The 17173-nt window shown below is 46.1% G+C and carries 6 protein-coding genes and 1 pseudogene; 3 read left to right on the top strand and 4 right to left on the bottom strand.

Annotated elements, in window-relative coordinates:
• The first annotated feature begins 726 nt into the window (after window positions 1–726).
• A complete protein-coding gene (gene gnd, locus ACJJI4_RS13360; protein WP_282932002.1) occupies window positions 727–2247 on the top strand; it encodes an NADP-dependent phosphogluconate dehydrogenase in 1521 nt (506 codons plus the stop codon).
• A gap of 60 nt (window positions 2248–2307) precedes the next feature.
• Here gnd and rdgC read toward each other — a convergent pair whose 3' ends face one another.
• Window positions 2308–3300 (bottom strand): recombination-associated protein RdgC, encoded by a 993-nt coding sequence (gene rdgC / locus ACJJI4_RS13355; RefSeq protein ID WP_444925471.1) that lies wholly within the window; start codon window positions 3298–3300, stop codon window positions 2308–2310.
• Between the two features lie 65 nt (window positions 3301–3365).
• Window positions 3366–4314 (bottom strand): annotated as a pseudogene (locus ACJJI4_RS13350) (IS3 family transposase).
• 2637 nt (window positions 4315–6951) lie between these two features.
• On the opposite strand from ACJJI4_RS13350, the gene ACJJI4_RS13345 reads away from it, so the two are divergent.
• Entirely contained in the window at window positions 6952–13908 is a 6957-nt protein-coding gene (locus ACJJI4_RS13345; RefSeq protein ID WP_444925470.1) for an RHS repeat-associated core domain-containing protein, read from the top strand.
• A gap of 12 nt (window positions 13909–13920) precedes the next feature.
• Window positions 13921–14328, top strand: coding sequence for a TonB family protein (locus tag ACJJI4_RS13340; RefSeq protein ID WP_444925469.1), 408 nt, complete (start codon window positions 13921–13923; stop codon window positions 14326–14328).
• Between the two features lie 414 nt (window positions 14329–14742).
• On the opposite strand, the gene ACJJI4_RS13335 is transcribed toward ACJJI4_RS13340, so the two are convergent.
• Both ACJJI4_RS13335 and ACJJI4_RS13330 read right to left on the bottom strand, forming a co-directional pair.
• On the bottom strand, window positions 14743–15729 hold the full coding sequence (locus ACJJI4_RS13335; protein WP_444925468.1) for a transposase: 987 nt from the start codon (window positions 15727–15729) through the stop codon (window positions 14743–14745).
• A gap of 228 nt (window positions 15730–15957) precedes the next feature.
• Window positions 15958–17082 carry an alkaline phosphatase family protein gene (locus ACJJI4_RS13330; protein WP_444925467.1) on the bottom strand — a complete coding sequence of 375 codons (1125 nt, stop codon included), beginning with the start codon at window positions 17080–17082 and terminating at the stop codon, window positions 15958–15960.
• Window positions 17083–17173 lie beyond the last annotated feature (91 nt).

The following is a 17173-nucleotide window of genomic DNA, read 5'->3' as shown; positions in this document are numbered from 1 at the left end:
TTTCAGTAAGGTTAAGAGCTTTTATTTTGCGCTTTGCTGTAGTGAAGCGAATGTTGAAATTCCAGTATCGAGGTATCTGCGATAAATCCTGGAAGGCCAAATAATGGATTGATTGTATTTTATGGTTTATTTTATTGTTGGCTTTCATTTGTTAGTAAGCTCAGTTAAGTAGGGTGTCCAAGGTCATCCCTCTCAGTCAAATTTCCAAAGAATATGAGTTTTACTTTATTAAAATTCACATGCCTTGATTTAGTTAAAAATTCAATTTAATCGATAAAATGAATTTATAGGCAGATTAAGTAGTTGTGATGGAGGATTATGGGTTAGTAATGATAGTGCCACTTACGGTACATGGGGAAACCGGCTGCATTATCGTTAGGAAACTCAGCCTCATCGGAAGCGATTTCCCCAATTAGCGTATTGGGCGGATATGTCCTTGCTCTTACAGTTCGTTATCAGCTTTTCTTATAAAGCATCATAGACTTGAAATAACTTATGGAGCTCTGGTGTCGGGGCAATTGAATTGCCGGTTGGCACCAAAAGATAAGATGCGCCAGGTCGGGAGTATTTGCCCATAGCGGACCACCTGCTATCGGCTTCTACACCTTGTAGGCTGTATTTGCTGCCCTCTGAGCAATTTTGTTTGGTTTTTGCTCTCCCTGCTCCAGATTCATATTGCTATACTCCGCGCCCTTGAAAGCCCCCTGTCTTTATATGGAGAACTTGATGTCTGATTCACAGTGCGATATTGGCTTTATCGGCGCCGGTGTGATGGGTAAGAACCTGATCCTGAACCTGGCCGACAATGGCTATAGGGTCTGTGCCTTTGATTTGGATCACAACCGGCTGAATGCGCTGCTGGAGCAGGACAAGAAAGAGCGTGGAGACCTGCCTGCGCGTGTTGAAGCCTGCAACTCTTACACAGAGCTGTTGGCGAAGGTTAAAGCCCCGCACTTGATTATTCTCTCGGTTCCGGCTGGAGCCCCCGTTGATGACGTATGCAGCAAGCTGCTCGATGCGGGCTTGAAGGCTGACGACATCGTTGTTGATACTGGTAACAGCCTGTGGACCGACTCTGTAGAGCGGGCTAAACGGTATGAAGGCAAATTGATTTTCTTCACCACCGCAGTATCCGGTGGCGAAGTGGGTGCTCGTTTTGGGCCATCCCTCATGCCCAGCGGCGACCGTTATGCCTGGAGTCGTATTGAGCCAGTTTGGCATGCTATTGCCGCCAAAGTGGATAAAGCCAGCGGCCAGCCGATTGAGCGCTTTGAGCCTGGCAACCCGGTTCGCGAAGGTGAGCCCTGTGCGGCTTATATCGGCCCGATAGGCTCAGGCCACTATGTGAAGATGGTGCATAACGGTATTGAATATGCCGATATGCAGATGATCTGTGAGGCCTACCATGTGATGCGCACGGCGCTGGGTATGGCCCCAGAGGAAATTGCAGAAGTATTCCGCGAGTGGAACCGAGGCCCGCTGAACAGCTATCTGATCAATATCAGTGCGGAAGTGCTCTCTACCTTGGACTCCGTGACAGAACAACCGCTGGTAGACGTTATCCTCGACCGAGCAGGGCAAAAAGGCACTGGTCTCTGGACAGCCATGAGCAGCCTGGAAGTGGGCTGTCCGGCCCCGAGTATTGCCGAAGCGGTTTACGCCCGTTCATTATCTACCCGGAAGGTATTGCGTACCCGCGCAGCGAAGAAACTGCAAGGGCCTGAGTTGACACCAGTGGCTCCAGAGCAACGGGAAGAAGTGATTGCACAGCTGCACGACGCTCTCTACTGCGCAAAGATCTGTGTTTACGCTCAGGGCTTCGATTTGATGAAGCTGGCTGCGCGGGAGCAGGGATGGCAGTTGAACTTCTCTGAAATTGCCAGAATTTGGCGTGCAGGTTGCATCATTCGAGCAGTGTTCCTGCAATCTATCAGCGATGCTTACGATCGAGATTCCAAGCTTTCCAACTTGCTACTGGATGATTTCTTCACTCAGCAGATTGCCGATCACCAGGCCAACTGGCGCCAAGCGGTGGCGAGCGCCACTCTGAATGGTATTCCGGTACCGGCTCTGTCATCGGCGCTCAATTACTACGATGCCTTCCGCACTGAGTCGCTGCCGGCGAACCTGCTACAAGGACAGCGTGATTTCTTTGGAGCCCATACCTTTGCGCGTGTGGACCAGCCTGAGCAGCGCAAGTACCACGTTCAGTGGACCGAACCTGGCCGCCCAATGGTTGAGATCTGATTAATGGGGTAGGGGGGAGGTGATACGTGCTTTTCAGGTACGTATCACTATCTGAGCTCCCTAAAGAACGACCTCTTCTACCTCTTTGGCCAGGGCCTCCGCCTCTTGGCGGCTGGCTTTGGCCACCAGTTCCTCAACGCTAGCCGACTCGGTGTTGACGCCACCGAAGGCGGAGAGCAAGTCTTTGGTCAGGGCTGAGATCTCCAGAGTCATCACCGCAAAATCTGCATCAAATCGCTGGGCTGCACTTTCTGCATCGGCGCTATCGGCTTTCTCCAGAAGCTCGTCACTGAACTTGATACGCTTTAGGGACAGCTGATCATCTACCAGGAATTCAACGCCCCCACGCCAGGTCAGCCCCAGTTTGTGCACTTGTAGTCCGGCCACCAAGTGATTGTGAATTTCCTCGGCACAAAGGTCCTGGTTTTTACAGCGGATAACACTGCCGCTGTCTTTGGGATCGCGCAACTCGCATTCGTGGCCAAAATCGAATTGAAGCGGTGCTTCAGGGGCACTGAGCCAATGGGTCATCGTTTGCTGTGGCAGGTTCTTAGCGGAGAGTGGTACCACGGCAAGGCTACTGATAGCCTCGCGGAGGTTCTCCAGCAGTTCCTCGGCGGCGGAGGCAGAAGAGGCGTCAACCACTACCCAGCCATCCTGAGGTGCAATGTAGGCATATTGCAGACGGGACCGAGCGAATGCCTTGGGACGCATTTCAAGGAGAATCTCGTCTTTAAGGTTTTGCCGCTCCTTGCGACCTACCTGCCTGGCTTCTTTTTCAGAAATAGCTTGTGCCAGCTCTTCAACTTTCTCATTGACTACCGCAGCGGGAATCACTTTTTCTTGCTTCTTAGCACAGACCATTAGGTAGCCATTAGTTGCGTGCACCAACTGGCTGCCGTGGCGCCCTAGTGGAGGCACCCACCCATAGCGAGTGCTGTCCTGACTGCCACAGGGAACAAATGCATGGGGCTCCAGCAATTCGTTCAATTTTTCAGCATCCAGGGAAAATTCTTTCGTCAAACGATAAATACGGAGGTTTTTAAACCACATACATCAGGCCATCTGTTTTCAGTTGCGAGTGCGGCCTGCATTATGCGGAAACCGGCGCGGGGCAGCTAGAGCCTGTTAACACTTAATTGATGGGTGTAGTGGTCAACTCTTTTGACCGCTGAACTCCGAGCATTCCAATATTTTTCTTTAGCTACATTTGCTGGCAATCCATCATTGTTTTGGTGAAGGCGTATTTGGCTGTAATAGCTGATGATGTAGCTGGTGATTCCCTGTTGTGCCAAGGGGAATGGTTTGTAGCCGGTTTCCGGCATCCATTCTGTTTTTAAACTTCTGAAGAAGCACTCAGTCGGTGCGTTGTCCCAGCAATTTCCGCGACGACACAAGCTCTGTGTCATTCGATGGCGCCACAGTAACAGCCGGAACCCGAGGCTTGTGCACTGGCATCCATGGTCGGAGTGGAACATGCCCCCTCTGGTTGGCCTCGCGATTCGTAAGCTATCAAAAGTGCCTTTTTGAGCAGCACCGTGTTTGGAGATAACGATAATGCCCATCCAGCAGGTTTACGTGCAAAAAGGTCGATAACTAGTACAAGATACGCCCATCGGGCTCCCGTCCAGATGTACATTACATCACCGGCCCAAGCCTTGTTTGGTGTTGCTAGATCGAACTCTCGGTCTAAGTAATTTGGTACATTAATGTGCATCTCTTCGGCCCTCTTGTATTGATGACTCCGAAGCTGGGTACTCTCAAGTCCGAGCAGTTTCATTCGCCGTGCAGCGAGGTATCGACTAAGTTGTGTACCGCCCTGGGTTATTATCTTTGAGGTTCCTGGATACGCAATTGATTGGGCGTGATAGCAACGCCCTCTGGAGCTTTACCCACTCGCAGCATTCGAGCCCATGACTCCAAGGTGGATTTACTATCCCCCCCCAAGGCTTTACAAGCCTCTTTCAGCTTGTAATTCTGATCAACTACAAGTTGCGCCACCTCAAACAGGAACTTGGGGTCAAAATGTAACTTTGATGGCTTGGTTATTGTTTCACCTGATCTCATTGAGCGTGATAATATCACTCAAAGTCAGGTGGCCAAATTCAGTGTGCCACTACACTCCCTTATCAGTTGCACTTATTATCTGAAACCAAGAACTTTTTAGTGGCTAATTTATGAAGGTTAGACTTTTTGTTGTGTGGGAGCGGAAGTAAACGTGAGCTTCACTTTGGTATTCCTGGGTTAAGAGTTTTTGTGAATGTAATGTCGGAAACCTTTATGGCTTCTGTACTTGAGAAGGTTGATTTTACATGTTTAATTTGAGGGGCATTTCTATTTGTCAGTTTTTAAATGCTTCACTGAAACATATCTTGAGTGGTGGGGTTAATGCCGGTAAAGGCTTTGGCTCAGGAATGAAGGCTAATTACACTCTTTTAGAGTGGTAATTAATTTTCTGCGTAAGCATGATTTGTATGATCTGAAATTTAATTGATGAGGATCAGGGTGTTTAATTAACGAGTTTTTTCGTTGATTTTTATGAATGTTTTGGGTGGCTAAATAGAGCTTCTCAATCTGAACGATGGTTTCAATTGGAGTATAAAGACAGTTTGTGCATTTTAGTAAGGCGCATAATTTCCCTTTGAAAAGCTTATGCGATAGACTCCGCGACCTGTTTTTGAGGTGGAAACCTCGTGGTTAATTACATCGGAGTTCAGTGTGTCCAGGGATTGGAAGGCTATTTTTAGCATTTTTACATTTGTATTTTTTTACTTTTCTTTCTCTGGTCTTGCCTTGGCCGGAGTCATATCCGGAACAACCAATAGTTCCACGGGAACTGTCAAGCTTACTTACTCTAAGATTTCTCCTGCCTCAAAGGCTGAGTTTAGAATTTATAAGAGTGGTTCGCTCTATCGAACCTATAGCGTAAGTCCTAGCGGAGGAACAAAGACTTATAACTTAGGGACTGGAACTTATCGTTTTGATTTGTGGGCTGGGAATGAATGTCTACAATGGGGTCGCAATGGGCACTGCTATGAACCGGGTTTTTTCTTTAAAAGAGGTAGCCATACGGTCAAGGTTAGTATTGCTGGACCAGGCGCTGTTACTTTACCTAAAACTAGCAAAACTGGCGGGTTTAAGGTTAGTTGGGGTAAAGCATCAAAAACTCCAGGTAAGTACATATTGTGGGAGCGAAAGAACGGAGGAGCCTGGAGTGATATTTACTCCGGTGGGGGGCTTACAAAGACATTGGCTGGTCGATCAACGGGTAAATATGAATATAGAGTGCAAGCATGCTTTACTGCGTGTAGCAGCTATGTGTACTCACAGGCAATAACCGTTGCTAAAACACCGACCTCGGTTACTGTCCCCTCTAAAAGTACAAATGGGAGTGTTGCAATCTCATGGAATGCGGGTTCTGGTGCGTCAAAATATATACTGCAAGAGAAGAAAAACAGCGGCTCATGGGTCGAAGTATATAAGGGAAATCTCACTAAAAAGACGCTGACAGGTAGGGGAACCGGTATCTATAGCTATCGGGTTGCCGTGATTCAAGGGAGTTTGACAAGCTCGTATAAAACTTCATCAAATGTCACTGTTTCCCGGGCTCCAGGTATTCCGAAGAACCTTGTTGTTCCCGGTAATGATTCTAATGGAGTTTACAAGATCAGCTGGGACTCGGTGTCTGGCGCCTCTAGGTATAAAGTTGAACAGACGGGTGATGCTACAGGGAACTGGAGCCAAACAGGATTAAGTAAAACATTCACTAAAACAAAAAACGGTAGTTATTCCTATCGTGTGAGGGCATGTAAAACATATAATAAGGTTGAGTCCTGTAGTGGATGGACAAGCAAAAAGACAATTAATCTAAAGTTACCCAACATTGCATTGCAATCAGTATCCAAGTCTGGAAAGGTAACTTTAGTTTTTAACACTAATTGGCCAAGTGCCGAGCGTTGTGAGTTAAAGCGTGATAATGTTACTGTAAGTAGTGCTAAATTTAGTTCTGGGTCAATATTTTCTGAGATTTTGAGTGCTAGTGGGACCTACAGCTATCGATATTCATGCCAAACGTGTTTATTAGGTAGCTTTCCTAACTGCCCGGAGCCTGATTTTGCAGGCTATGCATCCGTTTCTGCTACGGTAGTCATTGTTCCCAATAAGGCTACTCTCTCGATAAAAAATAATAAATCTTACAATGGTAATGCCAGTTTAAAATCCCATAGTACTGGGCCGATCAGCTCCGTACGTTGGCAGAAGCGAAAAAAAGGCACTGCTTGGCCCTCTGATAGCTCTTACAGCACAGCTGGAGCAGTAGATTTTACTGCTACAGGTTTAACAGATGGAAGCTGGGAGTTCCGTAGTAAAAACTGTAACTCTTCAGGTTGCAGCGCTAGTTGGAGCGCAACAGCAGGCATTACTGTTTGGAATCAGCCTCTTCCGTCTGCCCCCGTTTTGGACTCTATAGTCAATAGCTCTAGCGGTAGTATAAGCTTGAATTGGAGTGATCGCTCCAATGAGTTTGTATATCAGTACAAAATTTATGAAGGCGGTAAATTTTTAAAAACTGTTTCTACTAGTTCCACTTCTCCATCCAAGGTTACAGGTACACAATTGAAGCGGAATGATGGTGTTTATAAATATCATCTTGTAGCTTGTAACTTGAGGGGGTGTTCGGGAACGGGTAACTCTAAGTCTGTTATTGTGGCTAAAAAGCCGGGTAAGCCTAGTGGTTTAAATTTATCTCCGCTTTTCTCCCGAACCGGAAGTGTTGACCTGAATTGGGGAAGTAGCAGTGGCAACTTGGTTCGTTATGAAATCTTTTCAGGTACAGCCACTTCTGTGGATGGAACTGTTTCTTGGAATAACTCTACAGTAATCAAACATACAAACCTGGATAATCTGTCTAAGTCTTTTAGTCTTGATGGTGGATTCTTTGCTTATAAAATCCGTGCTTGTAATCAGGTTTCCAGTTTTTCTAGTTGCTCTGCTACAGCAGTAACAGAAGTTGTGCAGGTAGAGCTTTCATCTCCTCCTGTTTCCGTAGATATACCACCACACAAGGCTACTGCCCTAGCGAATACTGATCCCGCAGTATTGGCCTCAGATCGTGTAGGTATATTGCCTGGAGAGTTTCGTGTCAGTGAGTCTGGTGCGGCCACCTATAGCCTACCGATTCCAGTTGGCCCCTCATCGGGCAGTAGTGTGCCCAGTGTTAGTGTTAGCTATAGTAGTTCTGGGGGGCATGGTCCATTGGGTGTTGGTTGGGGCATTAGTGGGCTCTCAGCAATAACCGCCTGTCGAAAATCTTTTGAAGAAGATGGAGTGAATGGCAGCCAGTTTGATCGATTCTGTCTCGATGGTCTGCGCCTAAAATTAGTCTCATCTGGCCAATACGGTGGTATTGGCACCCAATATAGAACATCCCTGGATTCTTTTCTCAGGGTCAAGGTGGTATCGACCGGCGTCGGTAGTAAAAAAGGCTTTGAGGTCTATCGTAAGGATGGGTCCATTTCTTACTATGGCCTAACAGATGATTCTCAGAGTACCAATGCCTGGTATATCAACAAGCAAGCAGACAGTGTCGGCAATCGAATTGAATACTCCTATCTTAAAGATAGTAATGTTGGCGAACACCTCATTGAGTACATAGATTATTCGGGTGGAAGTAATGATATTCTCGTTAATCGAATAGAGTTTAACTACGATACTAATCGTTCAGATAAACGCTATGGCTATCGTTTTGGACAAAAGTCCGCTTCGACGAGACGATTGACCTCAATTATCTCTACGGCGGAGTCCGAGGAAATACGGCGCTATAAGTTTTCCTATAAAAAGAGTGGGACAGGTCGATTATTGCTCGAAGAAGTAGAGGAATGTGTAAAGAGTAATTGTCGTAAACCAACGGTATTTACCTATTCAAAGTCTGATGGTGCTGGCCTGGTTAAAGGGCTTGCTAATCCCAATATTTTTCACTCTGGCTTTGAAGGGGGTAAATATGGCGATGTAAATGGTGATGGACTTACAGACTTTGTATTTATTCGCTACGACGGTAGTCATGGAAAACGCTATATTCGAGTTGCTTTAGGTACGAAGCAAGGGTCGCTTGCCATTCAGCCCGGGCAAATGCGAATTCGTTCCAATGAGCGTGAGGAATGGCACCTCTTAGACTACAACAACGATGGTAAAGATGATTTACTGCATGCGCCAATTTCTGACAGTTCTACATATTGGGAAGTCAATTACTCTAATGGATCTGGGTTTAGTGTAACTGATACTCCTACAGCAATTACTTTCCAAAAAGGTCAGTTGGGTAAAATGCATGATTTTAATGCAGATGGTTTGCCCGACTATATCTATTTTACTGGGGGTAACGCTGATCATTTCAGGAGTCAATCACCTAACCTTAAAATCAGGGAGCTGCAGCGCAGCAGCTCGGGTAAGTTATCATTCAAAAATAGTGAAGTAGTAAGAAGTTTGTCTCTTCCCAGTTCTACCCCGCCTGGGGGAAGAACTGGCTTATATATAAATCGAACTAATGTGAATGTGCGCGATAAAGATATCGTGGCTGATTTCAATGGTGACGGAATTGCAGACTTAACTGCGATTGTGTCAACTAACTGGCGTTGTACCGAGCCATCTATCGATTGTTATAATGATATTACTTCAAAAACCGATTATCATTTTGTTGTGTTGATGTCCAATGTTAATGGTGGGCATTCTACTGTCTTTTCACGTCAATTATTTAACAGTGGCGGGTCCACTGAGCACATGGTGAGTGATCTCAATGGTGATGGCTTACCTGATTTACTCTTTAGGGTCAGCAATAAAAGTGCCTGGAGTATTTATCACTTTAATGGGGTTAAATTTATAACCTCAAAAGCTCTACCAGCCATTGTAGATGACAATATTCAGTTATATGACTGGGATATGGATGGTCTGGTCGACATTCTTTACCCGAACGCTAACGATAAAATAAATAACGAATACCAGTATTTATATGTGCTCCCCAATAAATCAAATGGCTTTGGTACAGGAGTCAAGACTGGGTTAATACTTGGCGTAGATAAGAGTGACCACAGTCACTATATCATGGATGTGACTGGGGATGGTCGCCCTGAAATCGTTGAAAAGTGCGCTAACCGTGATGAAAAAGAAAACCACTGCGATGATATGCGCACCCGCTCAGGGTTCTTTAGTGGTTCTGGTTTTACAGATAAGTATGTGCGTATCCTCAAACCTAAGCATGGTAATAAACCAGTTGACATTCTTGAATCTGTTGAGAATGGTTTCGGCGTTAGAACAGAAATTCAATATGCACGCCTAAATGACGACAGTGCTAATATTTATAATCGCAAGAAGGGCTCCTTCAAGCTAAATTATGGGCGCGGCTCACCCGTGTTTGACTTGTATTCACCGATGTACGTGGTGAAGAAAGTGATTTCTGATGCGCCGGCGGCGAATGACAATAACAATACTGTAGAGGCTCATTACCACTATGCAGGTGCGCGTATGCAGAGTGGTGGGCGCGGTTTCCTCGGTTTTGAGTCGGTTACCACTTATGACCCTCAAAACAAGGTGAAGATAACAACCCGGTATCGCCAAGACTACCCTTACATAGGGATGCCTTCACAAACGGCTAAGGTAATAGAGCCCAATGTCAGCAATATCAAAACTCCGGCTTCCTGTAGTGAATCCAGCCTTAAGCTGATTAGCTGTTCTATTAATACGCTTAAATCAGTTGAGCCGGTATCCGGTAAAACAGTAATGCCCTATATCAGTCAAGCGCAGGATAAGTCTTATAGCTTGAATGGACATTATCTGGGTAAAGTGGTGACTACCACTAATTACACGGCTGCTGATGATATCAAGTATGGCAATGTCAGCTCTGTGGTGGTTAAAAATTATGATGCTTCAAATAACCTTGTTCAGAGCAAAACCACAAGTAACAAATATAATAATGTGGTTAGCAGCAGCCGCTGGCATTTGGCGCGACTGAGTGAGAGCAGCGTCACTACTCAGAGGCAAGGTAGCTTGGCTGCACCACAGATCAAGCGCACTGTACATTTTGGTTATGACGGCCAGACCGGCCTTTTAACTGATGAATGGGTAGCCAAAGGTAGCGTAGAAGAATTGCACACCCGTTACGAACACGATCGCTTTGGTAATCGTATTGCAGCTACTGTGACCGATGCGCTTGGTGAAAGCCGTACTAGTCATACGGGTTATGACAGCTATGGGCGCTTTCCGACCAGTAAGACTAATGCGCTTAGTCAAACGGTAGAGCAGTATTTGGGAATGGATGCCTTTGGCCAACCAGGTAAAGTATTTGATATTAGTGGGGTGGCCACCAATTATGCCTACTCTCAATTTGGTACTCGCTACTTTGAGCATCATGAGACAGGTAGTCATAGCACGACCCTGAGTACATTCTGCGCTGACAGTGGTGGCTGCCCTACGGTCGCTGGTGTACCGGCGCATTTTAAGGTGACTACTACCGGTATCGATAAAACAAAAACGGTAATGTACCACGATCGTCTGGGCCGGGAGATCCGCAAACAAACTCAGGACTTTCATGGTAAATCTGTATTTGTAGATACCCAGTACGATGTGCAGTCCCGTGTTAAAAAGATTTCCGATCCCTATAAAAGCGGGAGTTCTCCGCGTTGGACCTCTTACTCCTACGATATTCTAGGACGCACCACCAAAGTGGATGCACCCAGTGGCCAATGTGATAGCACCATTACCTACATTGGTCTGAGAGAAACTACTAAAAATTGTGCACAGCAAACTAAGGTTACCCAGAAAAATGTGCTCGGTGAACTGGCCCAAGTCACTGATAACATCGGAGGAAAACTTAAGTATGAATATTTTGCTGATGGCAACCTCCGACATGTTCGTGTATTGAATAGCGGAGGCGGCGAAACTTCAGTAACCAGTATTGAATACGATAATTTGGGTCGTAAGAAACGCTTGGTAGATCCGGATAAGGGCACATGGACTTACGGCTATAACGGTTTTGGCGAGTTGGCTTGGCAGAAGGATGCCAAGGGGCAGGGTACCACCATGACCTATGATGCCCTTGGCCGTATGGTGACTCGAGCCGATTACACTAGTTTCAATTCCAGTAGCCAAACAGGCAAGCTACAGAACTTTAGCCGTTGGTACTACGACCAGGATCCCGGCTGTAATTCCAAATACCGATTCGATGGCAAACTGGTGGCCGTGGCCCAAGCTTCCGTAGTTATTAACGGTAGCTGCAATACAAATATGGAGGACATTAGCTTCCTTAAGTTAATGCACTACGATATCTACGGTCGCCTGGGTGAAACTACGACGGTGCTGGGTGTACTTGATGGCGAAGGAGATTTTTATGAGAAGGTCACCTATGACAAATACAGCCGTGTCAAGCGTAGCTTTGACGCCAGTAATCAGCAGGTAGCTCGCCAACAAAATTACCTATATGGCATGGAAACTGTTTATAACAGCTATGGGTATAAGGTGGGTGTGCGGGATGTGAAGGCTCCTGCCGGGCAGGGTTACTACTACCGTGTGAAGCGCATGAACCTGCGCGGACAGGTAGAAGAAGTATTATTGGGTAATGGCCTCACAACCACTTATGAGTATCACCCACAGCACTATCGCCTCACCAGTATCCTCACAGATATTAATCCTGGGATAGGTCAAGTGCAGAATCTGCATTACGACTGGAATGCTATTGGCAACCTTTTGTCTAAAACCGATCTCAGTGGCGATGGTAGTTACAGCAAGGATCTACAGGAAAGCTTTGAGTACGATGGCCTGAACCGCCTGCGCTATGCACGGCTCTATCAGGCCGGCAGCCAAACTGCTACCCAGGAGGTTCGCTACGATGATGCTGGTAATATCACCTATAAAACAGGTGTTGGTAGTTATGAGTACAATGGCCCACGCCCTCATGCGGTAACCAAAGCCGGTAATACCAGCTATCACTACGACAACAACGGCAACATGAGTAGCGATTCGGGCAGCCGTACGCTGGACTACACCGTCTTTGATAAACCCAGCCTGGTCACTAAGGGCAGCCATGATACGCGCTTCACCTACGGCCCGGACCGCGGCCGCTTCAAGCGCGTGGACGATAATGGCAAAGGCACAGTGACCACCTTGCAGATCGGCAGCGTTGAGAAAGTGATTGAGCGCAGTGCCTCCGGTGCTCATATCAAGAGCTTCTATCGCCGCAATATCGCAGGCGTTGCTATTGAGCGTGTCGAGCTGAAGGCATCGGATGAAATCGTCAGTACCAACACCCAGTATTTACATAAAGACTTACAGGGTTCCCTGGATGTTATTACCGATAGCAAGGGTCAGGTTGCCAAAGATACTGCTGGCAACAAGCTGGTTTACAGTTTTGACGCTTGGGGCAAGCGCCGCAACGCCCTAAGCTGGGAAAAGATTGCCGGCGCGCCTGCGAATACGGTTAGCGCCCTCAATGTGGGAGCCTTTAATCACCTGAGTAGTAACCGCGGTTATACCGGCCATGAAATGCTGGATGAAGTGGGCCTGATCCATATGAATGGACGGGTCTACGATCCGACCCTGGCCCGTTTTGTCTCTGCGGATCCAATGATTGATGGGATCACCTCGGTCCAGGGCTACAACCGCTACGCCTATGTGCACAATAATCCGCTGACTTATACGGATCCATCTGGGTACAGTTCCTGGAATAAGTTTAGAGATGCTTTCATTAATAGCCGCGATATTCATCGCTATATGGGAGGTAAGCCATTTTTGAATGCAATTGCACAAGTTGCCATTTGTGTAGCCTCTAATGCTGGTTGTCCGGCGGCATTAGCCATGTACAACGCAAATCAAACCTATCAACTAACAGGAGATATAGGGTTAGCTTTCCGAAATGGTGTACTCGCTGCTGCTTCTGCGTCAGCCTTTTCCGCCATGCCTCGTGGGTGGAGTCCGACCAATATTGCAATCCGTGGGGTAACCGGAGGTATATTATCAAAACTGGGTGGTGGAAAATTTGCCCACGGTTTTGTCTCGGCGGGAGTTGGTGGTGGTTTTGGTAAAGGCACCCATGTAGCTGTTAAGATGGTGGTTTCAGGACTGGTTTCTGAAGCCACTGGTGGTAAGTTTATTAACGGAGCCGCGACTGCTGCTTTCATTCATTTTCTTACTTATTCCCGGAAGGATTTAAGTTTTATGGACTCGGAATTTGTTGATTGTGAACCAGGTGTGTGCAAGACACGAATAGATGGGGAAATTAATGATAGCGAAATATCGGGGAGGTTTTGGGCTGAACGTGATGCGGTCAAAGAAGCGAGAGAATTAGAAAAGGCATTAGCAGAAGCTCTTGCTCATGACTGTACAAAAATAGATTGCAGAACAAATTTCCAGAAAAGAAATGATGCGAGAGCTCAAGTTGAGAAAGATATTGCACGTAAAAAACAAGAATTGTTAGAAATTGCCACTCAAAAAACAAATGCCAAGTATAAAACTAACGAGGCCTCGTTAATTCGTATGAGGTACACTTCAGAAATCATTGCCGAGCATGGAGATACCATATTAAACGCCTTATTTGAAGCGCAAAATGTGGAATCCATATGGGATCTTTATCGACAGTCAGAATATGATCGAATTGATAAGATGTATCCCTTGGAAGATTAAGGTTGTGTCACCATGAGGAGTAAGTTAATTCACTTTTGCTATTTATTGCTAGCCTCTTGTGCTTCACGAGATGTAATGCCAGTCGGTGAAAGGCCGAATGTACAAATTCTGAATGGGGGAGTTGAGTGGAGTGTTCGAAGAACTATTTCACCGAAAATGCTTTACCCTAAAAGTGAGTTTGATAAAGGCCAAGAAGGTTGGGTGCTTGTCCGAGGGGATATAAGTAAGCAGGGAGATACGAGTAATCTCAAAGTGATAGATTTTAGTCCGAACGCTGCATTTAGTTCAGCTGCAATAAATTATCTAAGAGGCTCGAAGTTTGAACCCTACAAGCAAAAAGGTGAAATCATGCCCCTTAAAAACTATTACTTCCTAATAATTTTTGAGTTGGGGGAGAGGTATCCTAGTTATAAGGGATGAAAGGGTGGAGTAGATTAAGTGCTCGGCGCTAAATAAACCTTTATATTTGATGGGGGCAGCTGTTAAATAATTCCGGTAAAGTATTTGTCGGGGTTCTGCATTTAATGTGTGCTGCCCTTTTTGAATTTTTTGGTGGGTTTTGAGTTTTATGTAAGGTGAGAGTTAACGTGACAACCAATCCGGTGAGCGCTAAGTATGTTTGTCATCTTAAGGAAAGGAAAATGCTGTGGATGAGTAACTCAGGACACCCAAAGATTGGGTAGAAGCGCAAGCAATAACGCAGATGTTTTCCCTGGCGGCTATTTTTCTTGACTTGATGCTAGACAGTAATGAATGAGTCAAGAATTCAGCTTTGGATTCAAAAATTGTGATTTTAGGGAAAGCTGGGAGGAATGATGGTGCTGAGGGATGGAATTAGTAGGGTGTTACAGAAAGGTAGCGTTGACAGTCGCTTATGCCGTGTACCCAGTGTTTACCTAGCTGGCTGCAAGCGTGTCGTACGGCCTCTGCAGACCCTACTAACCCTTTAAGCCGGCTTTCAAAATTTCGGCTGAAATAGAGCCAGTGCTTTGGTGAGATTCCCAGTCGCTCGAGAATAGGAGGAATGTTGTCAGGAATGGCACCGCACTTTTTAGGATCTAAATGTCGACCACTCCAGTCCACTAATTCTAAATAGTGATCCAGCCGAAAGGGAAGACCTTTAGGCATATTCAGTCGCTCACCGCCTACAAGTGGCAGTAGCTCTTTGGGCTGCTCGCCTGAGATTGCAGCATAAATACGCTGTTGAATGGAGGTGTGATCAGAGTCTTCTGGGGTTTTTGCCATATTGGAGCGGATGGGGTTGAGATCGACATAGGCCATACAGGCAGCTAGGGCCTTTTCATCCAATAAAGCTTGGGATTTAAAGCGGCCTTCCCAGAAGCGGTCTGTACAATTGTCTTCCGCATTAGCCTGACGAGCAATAGATTCATTTAAGCAGCGCATAAACCAGCTGATATCCGTTAATCGTTCTCGCCATAGGCTGAGCAATTCTCTTAGTTTTTCCTTTTCACTGTGGTCAAGCGAGAGGCCCAGAATGAAACGCTGAGCGAGAATAGGGATTCTAAATAGCTCTTTCCAGCGGAAAATGACCTCGGAATCCGGCCAACTCAAAGCCGCCTCTTTATCGATAAAGAGTACGATGTGGTAGTGATTGCTCATTACTGCATAGGCAGCGATATCCCGCGCAAATATTCCAACCAGCTTATGCATCCGAGACTTAATCCACTCGCGGCGATACTCATAGTCAATACCAGATTTTATATCTCTACCGCACAGAAATGCCCTGCGTACACAGCGGGTGACACAATGGTTATAGGGTGTGGCATCCAGAGAAACCTGGGCTTTACGCGGTATGGTCATTGCTGGTTGTTGTCTGTATTTATATACAGTATTTGATATCGGTATCTTAATTGTGTCAATATCCTTGGCGTTTATTACTACGGCTTTTATGGGTGTCCAGAATATATCAGAGCCTGTTAACACTAAATTGATGGGTTCTTTAAGTTGTTATCAAGCTCCAGAATAATACTGGTCCAAGGCGGTGAAAATTTGTTCAGTCGAACTTGTCAGGCCTGGCTGAACAAAGGTTTATTTGAGAATACTGTCTATTGCTTTGCCACTATCCTGCGAGAACTCTTCTGACTTATGGCCGAGCAGTTGTAGTGCGGTTGCGGCTATCTGATCCTGAAAAATGGCTTCTCCCCTGGATACTTCTCCCAAGGCCTTAATGTCTGGGCCCAGTGCGGCAATCCAGATTTCATTGGAGCCGGGTATACCCGCTTTGTGGGGGTGGTCTTCTTTACCGAAGTATTGGGTCAGTGCAGGGCCACTGGCGTGGTGGGGCCAGGATTCAGCGGTGTTGCCACGCCCGTGGTCAACGGTAATGAGTAGGTTGGTATTGTCTCGGTATTGATCAAGAGATTGCAGTGTCTGCCAGAGTTTGGCGAGTATCATGTCGCTCCGATGTGCGGAGTGGAGATACTGGTGATATTCCTCATCGTGGGCAAAATCGTCAGTTTCACCCAGGGCAATGTACATTACCTTGGGCTTTTTGCTAATTAAGTACTCTTTTGCAAATCCATAGGTAAATGCATCGGGTCGCACGTTTTCCCAGAAAACCGGCAGTTGCCCCTGCAACTCATTGAGAAACCCTGCTCTTTGGCTCAATTCTGGCCAATCGGCAGCTTCCAGGCCCGCGTTAATGTAAATACCACTGCGATCACGATTAAGTATCGAGGAGAATACCCCCCAGCTACCGAATGCAGCGATTTGGCCTTTGTACTCAGATTTGCTGTTTAGCCACTCGAGAAAGGTAGTATTGGCATTGGGAGTTGGGTCATTACTATTGATTTTGGGGTCGGCGGAGCCGGTTAAAATCTCATTGTAACCGGGATAGGAAAACCACCAGCTATTGGTAACTTGTGCTTTAGACCCCTTGTCGCGATTGCCAATTAAAACCCCTTCTTTAGCCACTGTTTGCCAGATAAAAGGCAATAATTTTTGACGTTTTTCGATGAGTGAATCGCCGTGAAAGTGATTGATAAGGTCTTGTTTATTTTCAGTGAACTCTGTGTGGTTGAGAAGTTCAGGGTCATAACCGGAGAACACTTCCTGCCAGCGCAAGCCGTCGATAGTAACTAATACGAGGTTGTCTGCGGCAAGGGATTGAGTAGAAAGAAACAGGGTCAGGATTGCTGTAGTCAATCTGTTCATTGAAAGAGCTCTTTGCATATTTTTGGATTATTTATATTTGTCGCAAATAATCAAAATTATTTTTCGACTATATTTATTATTTATTGCACTT

Source organism: Microbulbifer maximicatervae (SeqCode), assembly GCF_052467305.1.
Note: the sequence above shows the minus strand (reverse complement) of the source record. Positions and strands in the feature narration are given on the sequence as shown.

Bases quoted from the DNA above. Each gene is read 5' to 3' on its own strand.
- ACJJI4_RS13340 (WP_444925469.1), top strand. From the start codon at position 13,921: ATGAGGAGTAAGTTAATTCACTTTTGCTATTTATTGCTAGCCTCTTGT.
- ACJJI4_RS13330 (WP_444925467.1), bottom strand. From the start codon at position 17,082: ATGAACAGATTGACTACAGCAATCCTGACCCTGTTTCTTTCTACTCAA.
- gnd (WP_282932002.1), top strand. From the start codon at position 727: ATGTCTGATTCACAGTGCGATATTGGCTTTATCGGCGCCGGTGTGATG.
- ACJJI4_RS13335 (WP_444925468.1), bottom strand. From the start codon at position 15,729: ATGACCATACCGCGTAAAGCCCAGGTTTCTCTGGATGCCACACCCTAT.
- rdgC (WP_444925471.1), bottom strand. From the start codon at position 3,300: ATGTGGTTTAAAAACCTCCGTATTTATCGTTTGACGAAAGAATTTTCC.